The organism is Amycolatopsis sp. VC5-11 (assembly GCF_037034185.1).
Classification (GTDB): domain Bacteria; phylum Actinomycetota; class Actinomycetes; order Mycobacteriales; family Pseudonocardiaceae; genus Amycolatopsis; species Amycolatopsis nivea.
In genome coordinates, this window is the sequence record NZ_JBAGKF010000006.1 from 15,481 (window position 1) to 34,350 (window position 18,870).

Here is an 18,870-nt window from a genome sequence, read left to right on the forward strand (position 1 = left end):
AGCTAGCGGGGGATCAGGCCTGCTTGGTCTTTTCCGCGGGCAGCTGGCCGACCGGGCATTCGGCCACGCCGATCGTGCTGCGCGTGATGGCCTCGACGTTTTCCTGCGCCTTCTGCGCGTCGGTGACCCACGTGCGGTAGAACTCGAACGGGCAGTCCGCGACGCCCTTGTCGCCGTCGCCGGCCGCGTGCACGCCTGAGTAACCGCGGTGCAGCAGTTTGAACAGGTGATTCTGCGACTGGTCGTACTCGCGGGCGTCCCGGATCGCCGAAAGCGACAGCTGGGCGAACTGGATGCCGTATTCTTCCTCGCCGGTTTCGCCGAGCGTCCGGCCGTCGAAACCGATGATCGAGGAGTGGCCGAAATACGAGTACACGCCGTCGAATCCGGCCGCGTTGGCGACCGCGACGTAGCAGTTGTTGGCCCACGCCATGGCTTTCGCCATCAGCACCTGCTGGTCCTTCGCCGGGTACATGTAGCCCTGGCAGCGGACGATCAGCTCGGCGCCCTTCATCGCGCAATCCCGCCAGATTTCCGGGTAGTTGCCGTCGTCGCAGATGATCAGCGAGATTTTGAGCCCCTTCGGGCCGTCCGTGACGTACGTCTGGTCGCCCGGGTACCAGCCCTCGATCGGGCACCACGGCAGGATTTTCCGGTATTTCTGCACGATCTCGCCGTGGTTGTCGATCAGCACCAAGGTGTTGTACGGCGGTTTGTTCGGGTGGTCCTCGTGCTGTTCGCCGGTGATCGAGAAAACGCCCCAGGTGTCTGCTTCGCGGCAGGCGGCGGAGAAGATCGCGGTCTCCTCGCCGGGGACGGTCGCCGCGGTGTCGTACATTTCCTGCTCGTCGTACATGATCCCCTGCGTCGAGTATTCGGGGAACACGACGAGGTCCATTCCGGGCAGGCCGCTCTTCATGCCGACCACCATGTCGGCGATCTTGCGCGCGTTGTCGAGCACCTCGGCCTTCGAATGCAGCCGCGGCATCTTGTAGTTCACGACCGCGATGCCGACCGTGTCCGGGCTCGAGGAAATGTCACCGTGTCGCATGGGATTTCTCCTTCTGGTGGAGGGTCAGGCCGCGGCCGCGGCGCGGTCGGGGACGGAGCGGGGCTGGCCGCGGAACCCGAGCACCGCGGCGAGGGCGACGAGCAGGATCGCGATCGCCGCCGCGATGAGGGCGGCGGTCGCGGTGGAGCGGTAGCCGCCGGTGAGCGCGAGGAACGCGGGCAGCGTGCAGGTCGGCTGGCTCAGCAGGACGGTCGTCCAGCCGGTGAACCGGGTCAGCTCCTCGCGGCCGAGCCCGAGCACGAGGAAGAACAGGCCCCACAGCAGGGCCCAGGACAGCCAGATGACGCCGAACACCGGATCGTCCTGCCGCCAGAACGCCAGGCCGGCGTACACGATCGCGGCGCCCGCGACGAACAGCGAGAACCAGCCGATGCCCTCGGGTTCGAGACCGGCGAGGTTCGCGATCCCGACGTACAGGTAGGTGAAGCCGAACAGGAACAGCCCGGACGCGCCGAGGATCGCTTCGGAATCCCCGTGCGCCTGGATGATCAGCACCGTCGGCGTCACGCACTGCAGCCCGCCCACGAACAGATTCAGCGCGGCGGCCGACCGCGCGGGCACGCGCCCGAGCAGCATCAGCCCGTTGACCAGCAGTACCGCCCCGACGTAGAGCAGGCCGACGTTGTTCATCGCACGCTCCTCAGTTGGTACCAGATGAAATACTGTCAAGTGAAAATAAATGGGCGGACGGCGGGCGTCAAGAGCGGAGCGGGACGGGTCAGAGCCGGGTGATCGGATCGAAGTCGCAGCCTTGCGCGGCGGCGAGGTGCACGTGCTGGGCGGCTTGCTGGCCGTGGAATTCGACGGTGCCGCGCGGTCCGTCGTAGGCGACGCCGTCGATCGCGGCGTTGAAGGCGCGCATGTCCGGAGTGCCTGCCCGGCGGGCGAGTTCGGCGAGCGTATGCAAGCCCTCGTAACAGGATTCGGCCGCGTTGTTGAGCGGCGGCGCGGCCGGGCCGTGCAGGCGGACGTAGCGGCCGAGCAGGTCCATCGCGTCCGCGGTGACGAGGGAGCGGAAGTACGCGGCGGACGCGAAGAGGTTCCGGGTCGCTTCGGCTCCGCTGGCCAGCAGCATGTTTTCTTCCATCAGCGGACTGAACCGGAGCATCTGCTCGTGGAGGCCGCGCGCGGCGAACCGGCGGTTGAACCGGACCGCGTCCTGTCCGACGAACAGCATCAGAACGCCGTCGCACGCCGAGGTTTCGACGCGCCGGACAAGCCGGGCCATGTCGCCCGAGCCGAGTCCGACGAACGCTTCGCCGACGATCTGGAGATCGAGTTCCCTTGCGTAGCGCCGGATCGCGTCCGCGGAACCGCGCGGCCACACGTAATCGTCGCCCGCCACGAACCAGGTGCGCGCGCCGCAGTTGTCGCGCAGCCACCGCAGCGCGGGCTGGATCTGCACACGCGGGATTTCGCCGGAACAGTAGATGCCAGAACGACTTTCGCCGCCTTCGTAGAGCGATGTGTACACGTACGGAACGCGGTCGGCGAGGACCGGCGCGAGGGCGTTGCGGACCGAGGAAATGTGCCAACCCGTGACCGCGTCGACCTCGCCCGCGTCGACCAGCCGGCGCACGGCCGAGGCGACCTGGGCCGGGGGAGCGCCGCCGTCGACGACTTCCAGCGCGACCTCGCGACCGAGGATCCCGCCCGCGTCGTTGAGTTCCCGGACCGCGAGTTCGCTGATCGCCTCGCACGAAGGCCCGAAAAGGCCCGCCGGTCCCTGCAGCGGGACGACCAGCGCGACGCGCAACGCGCTCGCGCGGCTGGCGACTCCGAGTCCCATGCCGGCTCCGGGCTTCTTTGCCGGTTGACTTGCTTCCATTTGAAAGTCTTACAATGCGGAGGCATTTGCGCAAGGGCGGAACGAGGGCGGGCGAGATGAGGCAGGCACAGGCGGCCGAGGCGTCGCTGATCCGCGCGCTCACCCGCACCGCACGCGCGGTCACCCTGCGGATCGAACCGCTGCTCAAGCAAGAGGGGCTGTCCCTCGACGGCTGGCTCGTACTGGACGCGCTCGCCGCGGGCGACGGGCTCACGATGACCGAACTCGCCGGGCACACGCTGGTCACCGGGCCGACGCTGACGCGCGTGGTCGACCGGCTGGTCACCACCGCGGCCGCGTACCGCGAGGTCGACGCGGAGGACCGGCGGCGGGTCCGGGTGTATCTCGCGCCGCGCGGACGCAGTGCGCATCAGCGGGCGACGGCCCGGCTGGCCGAGGTCGAACGCGACCTGGATCCGGACGGCGGCGTGCTGACGGCGATCGTGAGCGTTGAAACCGGTTAGAACCGGCTTTGCCACTCACGACGGTGCTGGGTAAGGACTTTGATCAACTCGTCCTTGCGCTCGGCCACTTCGGCGTGGCTGCCCATGATCCCGACCGCGGCGACGGTCCGGCCGTCCTCCACCACGGCGACGGACACGCCGTCCGCCTCGGTCGATGCGCTCGGCGCGGCGACCAGGCCTTCGGTGCGGATCCGGGTCAGGTCCTGCACGAAGCGTTCGACCAGTTCGGCATCCGCGGGCGGCAGTGCGCCGATCTGCGGCCACAGGTCCCGGTTTTCCATGGCCGCCAGCAAGATCCAGCCGGTGGACGTGCGGATCGGCGACCGGCGCACGAAACCTTCGGCGAGATACGCGTACCGCGGGTCGTGCGAGGCGTAGTCGACGTAATAGAGGTCGCTGCCCACCATGATCGCCAGCACCGCGGTCATCCCGGTTTCCTCGTGCAGCGCTTCGAGGTCCTCGTGCGACACCGTGGTGACGGTGGGGCGGCCGACGAGGCGGACGAGCAGGAACGGCGCCGGGCCGAGGGAGTAGCGGCGGTCGTGCTCGTCGAGGTAGCCGGTGGCGACGAGGCCGTTGACCAGGCCCTGGATCGAGCTCATCGGCGCGTCGAGCTCGCGCGCGAACTCGGTGAGCGTGACCCCGTTCCGGGAGCGCGCGGCCCGCTCCAGGATGGTCGACACCCGGTCGATCATCCGGTGGTGCGGCCTCGGGCGGCCGTCCGGCGTGGGGTGCGTCGGCATCGGTGCTTTCTCTCCTCGGGTGATCGGGAACTCTACCCGGACCTGCGGGTTGCGTAAATACGTATTTCGATGCCAGTATGCGTAGCGAGGAGGTGCGCTCGTGAGCATGCCACTGGACGGTGTCGTCGTCGCGGATTTCAGCCGGGTGCTGGCCGGTCCGCTGGCGTGCGTGAACCTGGCCGACCTCGGGGCGACGGTGATCAAGGTCGAACGGCCCGGCTCCGGGGACGACACGCGCGGCTGGGGACCGCCGTGGACCGCGCACTCCAGCTCGTACTTCGAATGCGCCAACCGGTCCAAGCGGTCCGTCGTGCTCGACCTCGGCGATCCGGACGACCTGGTGCTGGCGCGCGAACTCGCCCAGCGCGCCGACGTGCTCGTGGAGAACTTCCGGTCCGGCGCGCTGCAACGGCGCGGGCTCGACTACGAATCCGTCCGCGTGGGTAATCCCGGCATCGTGTACTGCTCGGTTTCCGGCTTCGGCGGCGACGCGGACCTGCCCGGCTACGACTTCCTCGTGCAGGCGATGGGCGGTCTGATGAGCGTCACCGGCACCGACGAACCGGCGAAGGTCGGCGTCGCGCTGGTCGACGTGCTCGCCGCGAAGGACGCCACCATCGGCATTCTCGCCGCGCTGCGGGCCCGCGAGCAGACCGGGCGGGGGCAGCGGGTCGAGGTGAATCTGCTGTCCAGTCTGCTCGGTTCGATGGCCAACCAGGCCTCGTCGTATCTCACGACCGGACGCGCGCCGCAGCGGATGGGCAACGCGCATCCGTCGATCGCGCCGTACGAAACGTTGCGCTGCAAGGACGACGTGCTCGCGTTGGCTTGTGGCAACGACGGGCAGTTCCGCAAGCTCGCCGAGGTGCTGGGCGCTCCGGAGCTGGCCGACGACGAGCGGTTCGCGACGAATGCCGAACGCGTGCGCAACCGTCCGGAGCTGCGCGCCGCGCTCGAACTGCAGCTCGGCACCGACACGGTGGCGGCGTGGGCCGCGCGGCTGACCGAGGTCGGCGTGCCCGCCGGTGCGGTCGGCGATCTCGCGGACGGGTTCAAGCTCGCGGAATCGCTCGGCCTCGCGCCCACCGTGCCGGTCGGCGACTCGCCGCCCCAGGTCCGTCACCCGATCGGCTATTCGGAGACGCCGGTCGCCCGCTACACCGCCCCGCCCCGGCTGGGGCAGCACAGCGACGAGATTCGCCGCTGGCTCGCAGAGGAGAAGAAATGAGCGCCACGAAGTCCCTGCCGCCGCTGGATCCGCGCGACCCCGCCGGGCTCGGCGACCTGTTCACCGAAGACGAGAAGGCGATCGCGGACGCGGTCCGCCGGGTCTGCGCCGACCGGATCGACCCGTACGTCGGCGACTGGTTCGAGCGCGGCGAACTGCCCGACGTCCGCGGTCTCGCCAAGGACCTCGGCTCGCTCGGGGTGCTCGGCATGCACCTGGAGGGCTACGGCTGCGCCGGGATGTCGGCGACCGAGTACGGCCTGGCCTGCCTGGAGCTGGAAGCGTCCGACTCGGGCATCCGCTCGCTGGTGTCGGTGCAGGGGTCGCTCGCGATGTTCGCGATCTGGAAGTGGGGTTCGGAGGAGCAGAAGCAGCAGTGGCTGCCGTCGATGGCGGCGGGCGAGGCGATCGGCTGCTTCGGGCTGACCGAACCGGACGCCGGCTCGGACCCGGCGAGCATGCGCACCCGCGCGCGGCGCGACGGCGACGACTGGATCCTCGACGGCCGGAAGATGTGGATTACCAACGGAAGCGTCGCCGACGTCGCCGTGGTGTGGGCGCAGACCGACAAGGGCGTGCGCGGCTTCGTGGTGCCCACGGACACTCCGGGCTTCTCGGCGCCGGAGATCAAGCACAAGCTGTCGCTGCGCGCTTCGATCACCAGCGAGCTTGTCCTCGACGGCGTGCGGCTGCCCGCGGATGCGGTGCTGCCGGAGGTCACCGGGCTGAAGGGGCCGTTGAGCTGCCTCAACGAAGCCCGCTTCGGCATCGTCTGGGGCTCGGTGGGCGCGGCGCGTTCCTGCTTGCAGGCGGCGATGTCCTACGCCGAGGAGCGCACGCAGTTCGGGAAGCCGATCTCCGCGTTCCAGCTGACGCAGCAGAAACTTGTCGACATGACGCTCGAGTGCACGAAGGCGTTGCTGCTGGCGATCCACTTGGGACGGCGCAAGGACGCCGGGGTGCTGCGGCCGGAACAGGTCAGCCTCGGCAAGCTGAACAACGTCCGCGAGGCGATCGAGATCTGCCGCACCGCGCGCACGATCCTCGGCGCGAACGGGATTTCGCTGGAGTACCCGGTGATCCGGCACATGAACAACCTCGAATCGGTGCTCACCTACGAGGGCACCGTCGAGATGCACACGCTGGTGGTCGGTCAGGCGATCACCGGGCAGTCGGCTTTCCGCTGAGGGCTCCGCCGCGGGACGGCCATGGCCGCCAGTGCGGCGGCCGCGGCCAGCATCCCGAGCCCGGCGAGCGTCCAGCCGAGGAAGCCGAACGTCAGCACGAGCGGGACCAGCACGATCGGGCCGGTGATGCGCGCGAGCGCGGTGCTGGTGGCGAACAGCGCTTGGTATTGGCCCTGATGTCCTTCGGGGGCAAGGCTGAACGCGAGATGCCAGGCACCGGCGGATGCGGTCGTTTCGGCGAGAGTGAGCAGGAGCGCGCCGACGAGCGCCAGGACTACCGGGTGCGCTGAAGCGCCGAGCGAGCCGAAGACGGAGCAGGCGGCGATCAGGAAGATCCCTGCCACGGCTAGGGATCGGCGTGCGGTGCGGGCGTCGCGGACCTGGCGGCTGATCGGCAGTTGGAGCAGCACGACGAGGACGGTGTTGGCCAGCAGCACCACCGCGGACGTCCATTGTGGAGCGGAACTGCGCGTGACTATCCACAGTGGAAGCGTGACGCTGAGGATCGGCATGGTCAGCTGGGTGACCGCCGCGAGCACCGTCAAGGTGACGTAGCGGCGGTCGCGCAAAGCCGGCCACCCGGTCTGGCGTTCGGTGGGCGCGTCCGGTCCGGCGTGCAGGTACAGCGCGGTGGCGAAGACGAACAATCCGGCGTCGACGAGGAAAACGGTGACCGCGTTGGTGCCGGCGGCCAGGACGAGTGCGCCGACGCCGGAGCCCGCGCCGATGCCGATGTTCACGGCGGTGTGCAGCAGTGCGCGGGCTCGGACGCGGCCTTCGGGAGCCACCACCGTCGCGACGACGGCTTGGCGGCCCGCCGCGAGCGCGCTCTGCCCGCAGGCGAAGAGCGCGCACGCGGCGATGTACAGCGGAACAGTGTGCGCGACGGCGAACAGCAGCAGGCCCGCGACCGCGGCGACGGTCGCCGCGGCGAGTGCGCGGCGGGCGCCGATCCGGTCCAGCAGCGTTCCGAACGGAACGGTGGTGGTCAGGCTCGTCGCGGCGCCGAGTGACAGCCCGAGCGCCACGATTCCGGCCGGCAGGCCGACCCTGGTGGTGAAGTGGACAGCGGACACGGCCAGCACCGCGCCGTCGCCCGCCGAGGTCAGAGCTTGGGCGGTGGCGAGCCGCCGGATCGCCGTGCGCGCGCTGGTCATGCCGGGCTGACCGACCAGCACCGGGTCGAGACGCCGACCGTGTTCCACATGTTGATGGCGGTGATGAGCGCGATCAGCGCGGCCGCGCCTTCCTCGCCGAATGCCTCGACGGCCTCGGAAACGGTCGACTCGGGCACGTGCGTTTCGGAGAGGCGCGTGACGTCCTCGGTGAGCGCGAACGCGGCCCGCTCGGCAGCGGTGAACAGGCCGGATTCCGCCCAGACCGCGAGTGCGTCGACGCGCTGGGCGGTGACGCCTTCCTTGCGCGCGGCCTGCGAGTGCATGTCGACGCAGTAGGCGCAGCCGTTGATCTGGGACGCGCGGAGGCGGACCAACTCGCGCAGGCCCGGGTCGATCTCGGCGTGGTCGAGCTGCTGGGTCGCGGCGTCGTCCAAAGTGCTCATCGCACGGGAGAAAATCGGGGCCAGCGCGTCGAAATCGAGGCGCTGCGGGATCGGGATCGTCGTTGTCATGGACCTAGATTAGGTCTCGAATGGACCGGGTTCCCGGCCAATCTGGAGCTAAGAACTCAGACCATTTGCCAGCGCGTCGGCGGCCAAGGCGAGGGCACGCGTAGCGCGGGCGGACGACACCGCGCCGTAGCCGATGACGACTCCGGCGCGGTCCGGGTTGCCGCCGGGGGCGCGGTAGTCGGCAAGTCCTTCGAGGGCGACGCCGAACTGGCGGGCGGCGGCGAGCGCGCGTTCCTCGGCGGCGGCGTCCGGGAGTTCGACCAGGCATTGCAGACCTGCGGCGAGACCGCCGGGCCGCAGGTCCGGAGTTCGTTCGGCGAGGAGCTGGGCGAACAGTTCGCGGCGCGTCCGGAACGTGGCGCGGCGGCGGCGGACGGCGCGGTCGTACTCGTGGGAATCGAGGAAACGGGCGAGGACCTGCTGGTGCAGACCGCTGGGCGTGACGCCGCTGAGGCTTCGCTGCCGGAGCAACTCGGGGAGGAGGTCGGGCGGGGTCACGGCCCAGGCGACGCCGACGGCCGGGGCGAGGGCTTTGCTCGACGTGCCCAGGTACACGACTCGATCCGGCGCGAGGGCTTGGAGCGCGCCGATGCTGCGGCGGTCGTAGCGGAATTCGCCGTCGTAGTCGTCTTCCAGGATCAGCGCGTCGCGCGCGTTCGCCCATTCGACGGCGGCCCGGCGGCGTTCCGGGGAGAGCGGGACGCCGGTCGGGAACTGGTGGGCCGGGGTGAGGAAGACCGCGTCGGCCTTCGTGCCGTCGAGGTCCGCGCCTTCCGCGTCCACCGGAATCGGGACGATGTCCAAACCGGACTCGGCGATGATGCGCCGGTGCCGTTCGTGCCCGTACTCCTCGACGGCGATCCGCTTGCCGCCGCGCGCGCGAATACTGCGGCAGGTCAACGAAAGCAGGTCGCCGAAGCCGCTGCCGATCACGATGTCCCCCGCGGTGACGCCGCGCGTGCGGGCCAGGTATCCGGCGAGGGTGTCGCGGAGTTCGGGCACTCCCTCGGGCGGTGCGTAGGCGAACGCGGAGACCGGCATTTCCGACAGCGCCCGCCGGGTTTGCGCGCTCCATTGGCTGCGCGGGAAGTCTCCGGCGTCAGCGAGGCCGCCGCGCAGTTCGTATTCGGGCGGCGATTGTTGTTGCGCGGCAGCTGGTTGCGCCTGCCGAGGGAACCCGGCGATCCACGTTCCGGCTCCGACGCGGCTTTCCAGCCAGCCTTCGGCGGCGAGTCGCGAGTAGACCTCGGAGACGGTGCTGCGGGCGATGCCGAGATCGGTGGCGAGTGCGCGCGAGGCGGGCAGCCGGGTGCCCACCGGGAGACGGCCGTCGACGACCGCGGCGCGCAACGCCGTTTCGAGCGCGTGCGCTGGACGGGTGGTGGACACGGGCAGGTAGAGGTCGAGCCCGTCGGCCGCCGATGCGCGCTTCATGGCCGGACTTTAGCCGCTTCGTCAGGGGAGAGCCTGCGCGATCCGCCCGCGCCGGGCGTGGCCCGGCTCAAGCGACGAAGCGATCGGCACGCGGAAACGCCCGGCCTGGACTGCCCGGCCGGGCGTTTCCATTACGCGCGAACGTGTGCAGCGGTGATCAGCGCCGCGGACCCGGGTCGCTGAAGCTCGGTCGGCCGGTCTCGTTGTGTCCGGCGAACCGGCGCAGGTAGCCCGGCGCGGCGGGATCGGTCAGCGAGATGTCGAACCAGCCGAACGCGGAGGCCGTTTCGCACGGTACCCGGCGGGTTTCGCCCGGGCCGAGCACGATCGTGCGGGCGGCACCGCGGCTGTAATCGTTGCGCAGCTTCAGTTTCCGGCGCTGCCGGCCCGGGTTGGTGACGGTCAGGGTCAGCAGCGGGGCACCGTAATTGTTCGTGGACACCGAAACCTCGGGTTCGGTGGTGTCCGCGGTGGTGCCGGTGAACTGCGCGAGGTAACCGTTTGCGCCCGTGACGCGCAGGTCGTACTTGCCGTGCTCGTCGGTGCCCGGCGCGCCTTCCCAGGTGTCGGTGAGGGTGTCGTGCGCGGCGACCGTGTAGCGGCGGGGCGAGTCGCCGTGCGCGTAGACGTAGAAGTGCGCGCCCACGGTGCCGTCGTTGGTGAACCGCACCGAAACCGAGTGCCCGTCGCGCTTTCCGGCGAGCGCGGTGGTGAACCGGTACGGCAGCGCCCGTGCGGGACGGACGCCCGGCTCCTGCTTCGGCATCGCCTGCGGCAGCTTCACCGAGAACGGCTGGTTCTTGCTCGGCAGCGGGGCGGGCGTGGGCGTGACGACCGGTTTGGTCTGCGGGCGGGAGAAGTCGAACGCCGAGGTGAGGTCGCCGCAGACGGACCGGCGCCACGCGCTGATGTTCGGCTCCGCCACGCCGAACCGGGCTTCGAGGAAACGCAGCACCGACGTGTGGTCGAAGGTTTCCGAGCAGACCCAGCCGCCGCGCGACCACGGCGACACGACGAACATCGGCACCCGGGAACCGAGCCCGGCCGGGTGCTTTCCGGCCAGCCGGTGGCCGCTCGGGCCGGTCCCGGTGCTCGGGCGCAGCTTGTCGAAGTCGAGGAACTCGTCGGCGAGGCTGGCCGAGAGCGCCCGCGACACGAGGCCGTCCGTGCCCGGCTGGTTCACCAGCGGCGGCATCGGAGGGACGACGTGGTCGAACAGGCCGTCGTTCTCGTCGTAGTTCACGAAGAAGACGGTCTTGCTCCACACCTCGGGGTTCGAGACCAGCGCGTCGAGGACGAGATTGAGGTAGTACGCGCCGTCGCTGGCGGACGCGGCGGCGTGCTCGCTGTACTTGTACGGCGGGACGATCCAGGTGACCTGCGGCAGCTTCCCGGCCTGCACGTCGGCGCGGAACTCCTTGAGCGTGTGCGTCGAAACGCCCTGCTCGACCAGCGGGCCGGACGCGCCCTCCTGCGGGTGGTACTGCGCGAAGAACTCGAGGGAGTTGTCCGTGTAGTTGTCCGTCGGCTCGCCCGGGATGCCGCTGCCGCCCTGGTAGAGCTTCCAGGTGACGCCGGCCTTCTGCAGCCGCTCGGGGTAGGTGGTCCAGGTGTAGCCGTTGGTGTTCGCGCGCTCGTCCAGACCGGGGCCGTTCGGGTTGGTGCCGAGCCGGTTCTGCGTGTCGATGGTGCCCGACCAGAGCATGATCCGGTTCGGCGCGGTGTCGGCGGGAACCGAGCAGTGGTAGGCGTCGCAGATGGTGAACGCCTCGGCCAGCGCGTAGTGGTAGGGCAGTTCGGAACGCTGCTGGTAGCACATGGTGAACACGTCCTGCTTCTCGTTCACCCAGCCGTCATAGCGTCCGCCGTTCCAGAGCGGCTCGCCGCTGCCCCAGCTGTGGTCGGTGCCGGCGATGTGCTCGCTGGTGCGCAGGGCGTCGAGCGGGAACGGCAGCACGTACTCGGCGTCGTCGGGAAGGCCGCGGCCGTTGTAGCGGGAGGTGCGCGTCTTCGCCGGCGGCTGGTAGAACACCGGCCGCCCGTTGGGCAGCAGGTGCGGCCGCGGGTCGCCGTAGCCGCGCACGCCGCGCATGGTGCCGAAGTAGTGGTCGAAGGACCGGTTCTCCTGCATGAGGACGACGACGTGCTCGACGTCCTCGATGGTCCCCGACCGGCGGGCCGGTTCGACCGCGAGCGCCTTCCCGATGGACCCGGGCAGCAGCCCTCCGGCCGCCGCCCCGGCGAGCGAAGCGCCCGCCATGCCGAGAAAGTTCCGGCGACTCGTACCCGCCATGTCGTGTTCCTCCATGTGCTCGCGGCGAGACAGCGGTCGCCCGGATTTACCGGCCGCCGCTCGCCCGGGGGAGATCATGAACGAGCCGAGTGTCCCGGATCTGGCGCGCGGATGAATACTTCCGGTTCGCCGCGATCGCGCCGGATCCCGGCAATCCGGACGCCGCCCGCACGTCATGCCGATGAGACGGACTGCCGGGCATTCCGGGCAAACGGCGAGTTAACCGCTCATAACGGCTCGGCTATTCGAGCTAACTTGCCCTGCGCGAACCATGTGCCTCGAACGCCGGTGGTTTCCTCTGGTGGGTCCGAAAACCGGGGGAACGGGGGATGCGGGGATGAGCGATCCGCTGTCCGGTGACGCCGGCGACGCGGCGGCGCGCGTGGACCGGATGGTGGCCGAGGCGAAGCAGAAAGCCCAGCGGTACCAAGCGATGCAGGCCGCGGTCGGGCAGGTCTCGGTGACCGAGACGGGCAAGGACGGTCTGGTCACGGTCACGGTCGACTCCGCGGGGAACGTGACCGATCTGCGGATCACCGATCAGGTCCGGGAGTGCTCCGGTGCGCAGGTCGCCGCTGCGGTGCTGACGACTTTGCGGCGCGCGCAGGCGCGGTTGCCGGACCGGCTCGGCGAGGTCATGGCGGAGACGATCGGCGACGACCGGCAGACGATGGACACGATCGTCGGCAACTACCGGGCCAAGTTTCCCGAGCCGGAGCCGGAGGAACCGGATCCCGGCGAGGACCGCAACGTCCGGAATCTCGGCGGCCTCGAAGAGGAATCCGCGCCGAAGCCGCCTCCGGTGCGCAGGCCTCCCGGCGACTCCGACGACGGCGACGACGGCTTCGGCCAGTCCTTCATGACACGGGGATGATCCGATGGCAGGTGACGGTTCCGGCGGCTACGAGGTCCATCCGGACGATCTCGCCAAGCACGCGCAAGCGGTGGAGCAGGTCGGCAAAACACTCGGGCAGGCGTTGGCCGCGGCGGAGCAGGTGACGGTGGGGGTGCAGGCGTACGGCCTGATCACCGGGCCGTTGTTCGTGCCGATCGTGCTCGCGGTGAGCGCGCCCGGGCTGGCGACGCTGGCGTTGGCGCAGCAAGCGATGGGCCAGGTGGCGCAAACGGTGAACCAGGCCGTGACGACGTATCAGACCGCTGAGCAGAACCACACGCAGACCATCAACGGCCTCGGGAAGAATCTCTCGTGAGCAACCCGTTGGTGGCGCAGCGGCAGGACTCGACCACCTGGCACAGCGGGATCAACGTCCTCGACGACGCCGCCGGGGTGTACGACGGGGTGCAGTCCGGTTCGTGGATCGAAGGCGGGATCGCCGCCCTCGGCACCGGCCTGGACATGCTGACCATGGCGATGAACCCGGTCGGCACGCTGATCTCCTACGGGCTGAACTGGCTGATCGAGCACGTCAAACCGTTGCAGGACGCGCTGAACCAGCTGGCGGGCGACGGCGACCAGATCTCGGCGTACTCGCAGACCTGGAAGAACGTCGGCCAGGCCACGCAGCAGGCGGCGAAGGATCTCGCGGCGACCGTGCAGAAGGACACCGCGAACTGGAAGGGCGCGGCGGCCGACGCGTACCGGGCCAATATCGGGAAGAAGATCGACCACATCAACGCCGCCGCGACGTGCGCGAACACGATCAGCACGGTGGTCGAGGTCGTCGGCGTGATCACCGCCGCGGTGCGCTGCCTGGTCCGCGACATGATCACCCAGGCGGTCGGCGACTTCATCCAGGACGCGCTGGAGGAGGTGTGCTCGCTCGGGCTCGGCACGCCGGTCGTGGTGGCGCAGGTCGTCGAGCAGGTGTCGGCGTGGCTGGAGAAGATCGGCGCGCTGATCAAGAAGCTGATCAACTCGGTCGAGAAGCTGCGGCCGCTGATGTCGAAGCTCGAAGAGATCTTCGCGTCGATCAAGAAGGTGCTGGCCGAACTCCACGGCGGACGGGGCGAAGCCGGCGACGCGACCCACGTGTCGTCGGCCGAGGATCCGCACACTTCCCCGCACGGCAAGGAACCCAGCGGCGACGGTACGCAGGCCGCGCACGCCGACGATCCCGCTGCCGCGCCGGACGGGCACACCTCGCCGAGCGAGGCGCGCACCGGGAATCCGGACGGCGAAGGCTCTGTGCACGAGAACGGCGAGCCGCGCAAGGACGGCCGCTCCAACGACGGGAAATGCGAGGGCGGCGACCCGATCGACCTGGCCACCGGCGACATGCTGATGGTGCAGACCGACGTCGAACTGCCCGGCGCGCTGCCGCTCGTGGTGACCAGGGCGCACCTGTCCTCCTACCGCGCCGGCCGGTTTTTCGGCCCGTCCTGGGCCTCGACGCTGGACGAGCGGCTCGAGTCGGACGGCACGCGGATCTGGTACGCCGCCCCGGACGGCGTGCTGCTGGCGTACCCGGTCCCGCCCGAGGACGGTTCGCCGGTGCTGCCGGAGGAAGGCGCGCGGTGGCCGCTGGCGCGCACGCCGGACGGCGGCTACGCGATCGACTGCCCGGAACTCCGCCGTACGCTGAGTTTCTCGCCCTCGCACCAAGCCGGCGCGATCACCGTGCTGCCGCTCGCGTCGATCGCCGACCGCAACGGCGACCGGATCGACGTCGACCGCGACGAGAACGGCGTCCCGACTTTGCTGCGGCATTCGGGCGGGTACCGGATCGCGGTGGACAGCGGCAACGGACTGGTGACCGGGCTTCGCCTGCTCGGCCCGGACGCAGGGGCCGGGATCGACCTGGTGCGCTATCGCTACGACGACGCGGGCCGGCTGGCCGAGATCCTCAACTCCTCGGGTCTGCCGGTCCGGTTCGAGTACGACAGCCACGGGCGCGTGGTCAAGTGGACCGACCGCAACGACCGTTGGTATGCCTACGTTTTCGACGAACTCGGCCGCTGCGTCCGCACCGACGGCACCGGCGGGGCGCTGGCCTGTTCCATCGGCTACGACTCGGCGGCCCGGACTACGACCTACACCGATTCGCTGGGACAGGTCACCACTTACCACTTCAACGACGCGTGGCAGCTCGTCCGCGCGGTCGATCCCTTGGGACACACGGTCGTCACCGAGCGGGACCGGTACGACCGGCTGCTGTCGCGCACCGATCCGCTCGGGCAGACGACGCGCTTCCGCTATGACGAGGACGGCAGGCTGATCGCCGTCACCGACCCGGACGGCCGGACCACGACCGCCGAGTACGACAGCGACGGCCAGCCGGTCGTGCTGACCGGGCCGGACGGGACGGTGTGGCGCAACGAGTACGACGAACGCGGCAATCTCGCCGCCGTCACCGATCCCGCGGGAGCGGTCACCCGGTACCACCTCGACAGCCGCGGGCATCCGGCCGGGCTGACCGACGCGCTCGGCCAGACCCGCCGCGTCGAATCCGACGCGGCGGGCCAACCGGTCGCCGTCACGGATTTTCTCGGCGCGACCACCCGCTACACCCGGGACGTCTTCGGCCGGATCAGCACGGTCACCGACCCGCTCGGCGGGATCACCCGGTTCTCCTGGACGGTCGAGGGCAAGCTGCTGTCCTGCACGCAGCCGGACGGGACCACCGAACACTGGCGGTACGACGGCGAGGGCAACGAGATCGCTTACGTCGACGCGCTCGGCCAGACCATCCGCACCGAGTACACCTTTTTCGACTCGCCGTCCGCGAAGATCGACGTCGACGGGTCCCGGCTGGAATTCGCGTACGACACCGAACTGCGCCTGCTATCCGTCACCGGTGCCCGCGGCCGAGTATGGCGGTACGACTACGACGCGGCGGGCAACCTGGTTTCGGAAACCGACTTCGGCGGGCGGACGTCGTCCTATGCCTACGACCCGGCCCGCCAGCTGATCGCGCGGACGAACGGAGCGGGCGAAGTCATGACGTTCCGCCACGACGCGCGGGGGAACGTCATCGAGAAGAGCGTCGGCGGCCGGGTCACGACGTACGAGTTCGACGCGGCCGATCAGCTGGTCCGGGCGGCCGGGCCGGACGCCGAACTGGTCCTCGAGCGGGACGCGCTCGGGCGGGTGCTCAGGGAAAGCTGCAACGGCCGGGCCGTCGAATCGGGGTACGACCTGCTCGGCAGGCGGATCCTGCGTGTGACCCCGGCCGGGGTGCGGACCGGCTGCGAGTACAACGGGAACGACCAGCCGGTGGTGGTCCGCACCGACGGCCACACGGTCCGGCTCAGCTACGACGCGGCCGGTCGCGAGGTCCGCCGTCAGCTCGGCGGCGGCGCGATGGTGAACCAGAGCTGGGACGCGAACCACCGCCTCGTCGGGCAGCAGGTCACCGACGCCTCCGCCCGGTCCCGTCAGCGGCGCGCCTACCACTACCGCGCGGACAGTGTTGTCACCAGTATTCAGGACCAGCTCGCCGGTACCCGGCAGTACGACCTGGACCGCTGGGGACGCGTCACCGCGGTGCGCGGGGCCGGATGGACGGAACGCTACGCCTACAACGAATTCGGCGATGTCAGCAGCGCCGAGTGGCCGGATCAGGACCCTGCCCCTCAGGGCGGTCGCGAATACGCGGGCGTCGTCCTTCGCCGCGGCGGCGCCGTGCATTACCGGCACGACGCGCAGGGCCGGATCGTCGAACGTTCCAGCCGCACGCTGTCCGGGCAGCGGCGGGTCTGGAGCTACACCTGGGACTCCGACGACCGGCTGACCGGCGTGACGACCCCGGACGGGACCAGGTGGCGCTACCGGCACGACCCGCTCGGGCGGCGGATCGCCAAGGAGCGGCTCGGCCCGGACGGCGTGAGCGTGGCCGAAGAAACCGTTTTCGCCTGGGACGGCGTGCATCTCGTCGAACAGAGCACTCGTGCCGTCGACCGTCCGGACGTGACGACCACGACCTGGGACCGCGACGGGGTGCGTCCGGTGAGCCAGGTCGAACGCCGGACGGCGGCGGACGCTCCGCAACATGTGGTGGACGAACGGTTTTTCGCGATCGTCACCGACGTGCTCGGCACTCCCACCGAACTGGTCGACGAGAGCGGCGCCGTCGCGTGGCACGCGCGGCGCACCGTGTGGGGCGTCACCAGCCGGGCCCCGGACTCGACCGCCGACACGCCGCTGCGGTTCCCCGGACAGTACTTCGATCCCGAAACCGGCTGGCACTACAACTACTTCCGGCATTACGACCCGGCCACCGCGGAGTACGCCAGCGCCGACCCGCTCGGCCTCGCCGGCGGTCCGAACCAGCGTTCGTACGCGATCAACCCGATGGCGTGGCTGGACTATCTCGGATTGCTGACGTGCAAGCAGAACGCCGCGATCCTGCGCAACAACATGGCGGCCGAGGGGCGCGCTCCGGCACCGGGGGAGGCGGCGGCGCACATCGTGCCGTCGGGCGGGACCAAGAACCAGTGGGCGTGGGGCGCGAAGAGCCGGGATCTGCTGGACGCGCACAAGGTCGACATCAACGACCCGGCGAACGGCATTCCGCTGGGGCATCCGACGCCGCACAATTACACCCACCGCGGCGGATTTCACGAGAAGGTCTACAACCGGCTGCAGGGCGTCGTCGCACAGGGCCAGGCGCGCGGTCTCAGCCAGACCGCGATCGGCGGGCTGCTGCGGAACGAGTTGCGCGGCATCGGGAAATCGGTGCTGGGCGAGCTTTCCAGCGGCGCGCCGGGGCCTGGGGCATACTGGACCGCGTGATGGCCGACATCCCACGTGGCCGGGCGGTGTGCCGCCTGCTGCCGAGCGTGAGCGAAGCCCGCGGGGAGTATCGCGCGCTGACCATCGGGGGCGAACTGACGAAGGTCGTCCGCTGGATGCTGTCGGGCTCGCCGGACGACTATCCGCGCGGGATCCACGCGGAGTGGGTCGGCGACCCGGGCTGGCGGCCGGTCGAGTTCTCGCCGGGCGCGGACGAGGCCCCGATCGTCGGCCGCCGCGTCGCCGACGAGTTCCGGGCCGATTTCGAGGCTTCCGGAAGCTTGCTGCCGCTCATTGTCGACGGCAAGGAGAGCGACGAGTGGTTCCTTTTTCTCGTCGAGCAGGTCGTCGACTGCCTGGATCTCGGCGAGTCGTCCGAGCCGGAATGGGACGGGGTGATCCGGAAATCGGTGTTCCGCCCCGACGCGGTGCCCTCCGGCCTCCCGGTTTTCCGGGTTCCGCAGTCGACCAAGCTCTACTGGAACGAATGGGCGGCCGACCGCCTGCGGACCCTGGCGGCTCCCGACGTGGAAAGCCGCCTCATCTGGTCGGCGGACCCCACCAGAACCCCGCACCCCGACCCCTGGAGCTTCTGACCGGCCAAGCCGTGCTCGAAGGACGTACGAAGTGACGACGCTGCGAGCCGACCTGACCGCCTTGTTCGCGGCCGCCGAGCTGACCGACGTCGAAGTGGACGCCGCGATCGCGGACGAGCACGTCCGTTCCGCCTACCGCCGCGTCATCGCGGCGGACAGCACCGACCCTCGAGAGCTGGCCGCGGTGCTGGCACGGGACCCGGAACCACTGACAGCCAAGACCGCAGTGGTGAACCTGCTTGACTACATCGCAGAAAAAACCGCAGACCCGACCAAATTCCAGCAGCAGTCGGCAGACATCGTCACCGAAGCAGACCGCCTAGCACCGCCAAACGACCGCGCGTTCGTCCGCCAACGAGTACGAGACTGGCAACTGTGGCTGGACACCGAAAACGGCCAGCCCCCGGACGCCGCCGCCCTGTCCGCCGCGAGCGACTGGATGCAGCGACGCCTAGCCGATTTCTCCGCGTCCCCTCAGACCCTCGCCCTGCTAGCCGAACACGCCCGCACGAAGAAAACCCGCAACACCGCCGCAACCAAAACAAACCCCCGCAACCCCTGACCCGCACCGGCACCGACAAGACCGACGGAACCACGCGCTTTGGGGGGGCCGGGGGGCGAAGCCCCTCCGGGCGGGGCCTGGGGGTTGCACCCCCAGAAAACACGACGAGACGAGCAGGCCCGCGCTTTGTGCGGGCACAGC

The 18,870-nt window shown here is 69.9% G+C and carries 16 protein-coding genes; 8 read left to right on the plus strand and 8 right to left on the minus strand.

Features of this window, described 5'->3' with window-relative positions:
* Nucleotides 1-13: 13 nt before the first annotated feature.
* From WA670_RS19575 to WA670_RS19585, 3 genes are all read right to left on the minus strand, one after another.
* Nucleotides 14-1,051 (minus strand): aliphatic amidase, encoded by a 1,038-nt coding sequence (locus WA670_RS19575; RefSeq protein ID WP_037814141.1) that lies wholly within the window; start codon nucleotides 1,049-1,051, stop codon nucleotides 14-16.
* 24 nt (nucleotides 1,052-1,075) lie between these two features.
* Entirely contained in the window at nucleotides 1,076-1,702 is a 627-nt protein-coding gene (locus tag WA670_RS19580) for an AmiS/UreI family transporter (protein ID WP_037814139.1), read from the minus strand.
* Between the two features lie 88 nt (nucleotides 1,703-1,790).
* The gene (locus WA670_RS19585) at nucleotides 1,791-2,861 is read right to left on the minus strand and encodes a substrate-binding domain-containing protein (protein WP_134663163.1); all 1,071 of its coding nucleotides are present in this window, start codon (nucleotides 2,859-2,861) and stop codon (nucleotides 1,791-1,793) included.
* 95 nt (nucleotides 2,862-2,956) lie between these two features.
* Between WA670_RS19585 and WA670_RS19590 the strand changes: the two genes are divergently transcribed.
* A complete protein-coding gene (locus WA670_RS19590; protein ID WP_167754156.1) occupies nucleotides 2,957-3,364 on the plus strand; it encodes a MarR family winged helix-turn-helix transcriptional regulator in 408 nt (135 codons plus the stop codon).
* On the opposite strand, the gene WA670_RS19595 is transcribed toward WA670_RS19590, so the two are convergent.
* Complete coding sequence (locus tag WA670_RS19595) at nucleotides 3,361-4,107, minus strand: IclR family transcriptional regulator (RefSeq protein ID WP_037814136.1); 747 nt, start codon at nucleotides 4,105-4,107, stop codon at nucleotides 3,361-3,363. The genes WA670_RS19590 and WA670_RS19595 overlap by 4 nt on opposite strands.
* A 106-nt stretch (nucleotides 4,108-4,213) precedes the next feature.
* On the opposite strand from WA670_RS19595, the gene WA670_RS19600 reads away from it, so the two are divergent.
* Entirely contained in the window at nucleotides 4,214-5,335 is a 1,122-nt protein-coding gene (locus WA670_RS19600; RefSeq protein ID WP_336158670.1) for a CaiB/BaiF CoA transferase family protein, read from the plus strand.
* Nucleotides 5,332-6,522, plus strand: coding sequence for an acyl-CoA dehydrogenase family protein (locus tag WA670_RS19605; RefSeq protein ID WP_336158466.1), 1,191 nt, complete (start codon nucleotides 5,332-5,334; stop codon nucleotides 6,520-6,522). The genes WA670_RS19600 and WA670_RS19605 overlap by 4 nt, the downstream gene beginning before the upstream one ends.
* On the opposite strand, the gene WA670_RS19610 is transcribed toward WA670_RS19605, so the two are convergent.
* The 4 genes from WA670_RS19610 to WA670_RS19625 form a co-directional block, all read right to left on the minus strand.
* Nucleotides 6,489-7,727 carry an MFS transporter gene (locus WA670_RS19610; protein WP_336158467.1) on the minus strand — a complete coding sequence of 413 codons (1,239 nt, stop codon included), beginning with the start codon at nucleotides 7,725-7,727 and terminating at the stop codon, nucleotides 6,489-6,491. The genes WA670_RS19605 and WA670_RS19610 overlap by 34 nt on opposite strands.
* The gene (locus WA670_RS19615) at nucleotides 7,676-8,152 is read right to left on the minus strand and encodes a carboxymuconolactone decarboxylase family protein (protein ID WP_336158468.1); all 477 of its coding nucleotides are present in this window, start codon (nucleotides 8,150-8,152) and stop codon (nucleotides 7,676-7,678) included. The genes WA670_RS19610 and WA670_RS19615 overlap by 52 nt, the downstream gene beginning before the upstream one ends.
* 48 nt (nucleotides 8,153-8,200) lie before the next feature.
* On the minus strand, nucleotides 8,201-9,586 hold the full coding sequence (pdxR, locus tag WA670_RS19620; protein WP_238604985.1) for a MocR-like pyridoxine biosynthesis transcription factor PdxR: 1,386 nt from the start codon (nucleotides 9,584-9,586) through the stop codon (nucleotides 8,201-8,203).
* A gap of 157 nt (nucleotides 9,587-9,743) precedes the next feature.
* On the minus strand, nucleotides 9,744-11,879 hold the full coding sequence (locus tag WA670_RS19625; RefSeq protein ID WP_336158469.1) for a phosphocholine-specific phospholipase C: 2,136 nt from the start codon (nucleotides 11,877-11,879) through the stop codon (nucleotides 9,744-9,746).
* A gap of 337 nt (nucleotides 11,880-12,216) precedes the next feature.
* On the opposite strand from WA670_RS19625, the gene WA670_RS19630 reads away from it, so the two are divergent.
* The 5 genes from WA670_RS19630 to WA670_RS19650 are packed head-to-tail and all read left to right on the plus strand — an operon-like array spanning nucleotide 12,217 to nucleotide 18,729.
* On the plus strand, nucleotides 12,217-12,753 hold the full coding sequence (locus WA670_RS19630; protein WP_043829430.1) for a YbaB/EbfC family nucleoid-associated protein: 537 nt from the start codon (nucleotides 12,217-12,219) through the stop codon (nucleotides 12,751-12,753).
* 4 nt (nucleotides 12,754-12,757) lie between these two features.
* Nucleotides 12,758-13,090, plus strand: a complete 333-nt coding sequence (locus WA670_RS19635; protein WP_134663158.1) for a type VII secretion target — start codon at nucleotides 12,758-12,760, stop codon at nucleotides 13,088-13,090.
* The gene (locus tag WA670_RS19640; RefSeq protein WP_336158470.1) at nucleotides 13,087-17,571 is read left to right on the plus strand and encodes a DUF6531 domain-containing protein; all 4,485 of its coding nucleotides are present in this window, start codon (nucleotides 13,087-13,089) and stop codon (nucleotides 17,569-17,571) included. Before WA670_RS19635 ends, WA670_RS19640 begins: the two co-directional genes overlap by 4 nt.
* Nucleotides 17,571-18,167: a hypothetical protein gene (locus WA670_RS19645; protein WP_336158471.1), complete on the plus strand. Its 597-nt coding sequence runs from the start codon at nucleotides 17,571-17,573 to the stop codon at nucleotides 18,165-18,167. The genes WA670_RS19640 and WA670_RS19645 overlap by 1 nt, the downstream gene beginning before the upstream one ends.
* Nucleotides 18,168-18,198: 31 nt before the next feature.
* A complete protein-coding gene (locus WA670_RS19650; protein ID WP_336158472.1) occupies nucleotides 18,199-18,729 on the plus strand; it encodes a hypothetical protein in 531 nt (176 codons plus the stop codon).
* The last annotated feature ends 141 nt before the right edge of the window (nucleotides 18,730-18,870 follow it).

What these genes read in the sequence shown, in the direction of transcription:
- WA670_RS19580 (WP_037814139.1), bottom strand. Translation starts at nt 1,702, where the DNA reads ATGAACAACGTCGGCCTGCTCTACGTCGGGGCGGTACTGCTGGTCAAC.
- WA670_RS19630 (WP_043829430.1), top strand. Translation starts at nt 12,217, where the DNA reads ATGAGCGATCCGCTGTCCGGTGACGCCGGCGACGCGGCGGCGCGCGTG.
- WA670_RS19595 (WP_037814136.1), bottom strand. Translation starts at nt 4,107, where the DNA reads ATGCCGACGCACCCCACGCCGGACGGCCGCCCGAGGCCGCACCACCGG.
- WA670_RS19645 (WP_336158471.1), top strand. Translation starts at nt 17,571, where the DNA reads ATGGCCGACATCCCACGTGGCCGGGCGGTGTGCCGCCTGCTGCCGAGC.
- WA670_RS19590 (WP_167754156.1), top strand. Translation starts at nt 2,957, where the DNA reads ATGAGGCAGGCACAGGCGGCCGAGGCGTCGCTGATCCGCGCGCTCACC.
- WA670_RS19615 (WP_336158468.1), bottom strand. Translation starts at nt 8,152, where the DNA reads ATGACAACGACGATCCCGATCCCGCAGCGCCTCGATTTCGACGCGCTG.
- pdxR (WP_238604985.1), bottom strand. Translation starts at nt 9,586, where the DNA reads ATGAAGCGCGCATCGGCGGCCGACGGGCTCGACCTCTACCTGCCCGTG.
- WA670_RS19635 (WP_134663158.1), top strand. Translation starts at nt 12,758, where the DNA reads ATGGCAGGTGACGGTTCCGGCGGCTACGAGGTCCATCCGGACGATCTC.
- WA670_RS19600 (WP_336158670.1), top strand. Translation starts at nt 4,214, where the DNA reads ATGCCACTGGACGGTGTCGTCGTCGCGGATTTCAGCCGGGTGCTGGCC.
- WA670_RS19585 (WP_134663163.1), bottom strand. Translation starts at nt 2,861, where the DNA reads ATGGGACTCGGAGTCGCCAGCCGCGCGAGCGCGTTGCGCGTCGCGCTG.
- WA670_RS19605 (WP_336158466.1), top strand. Translation starts at nt 5,332, where the DNA reads ATGAGCGCCACGAAGTCCCTGCCGCCGCTGGATCCGCGCGACCCCGCC.
- WA670_RS19575 (WP_037814141.1), bottom strand. Translation starts at nt 1,051, where the DNA reads ATGCGACACGGTGACATTTCCTCGAGCCCGGACACGGTCGGCATCGCG.
- WA670_RS19625 (WP_336158469.1), bottom strand. Translation starts at nt 11,879, where the DNA reads ATGGCGGGTACGAGTCGCCGGAACTTTCTCGGCATGGCGGGCGCTTCG.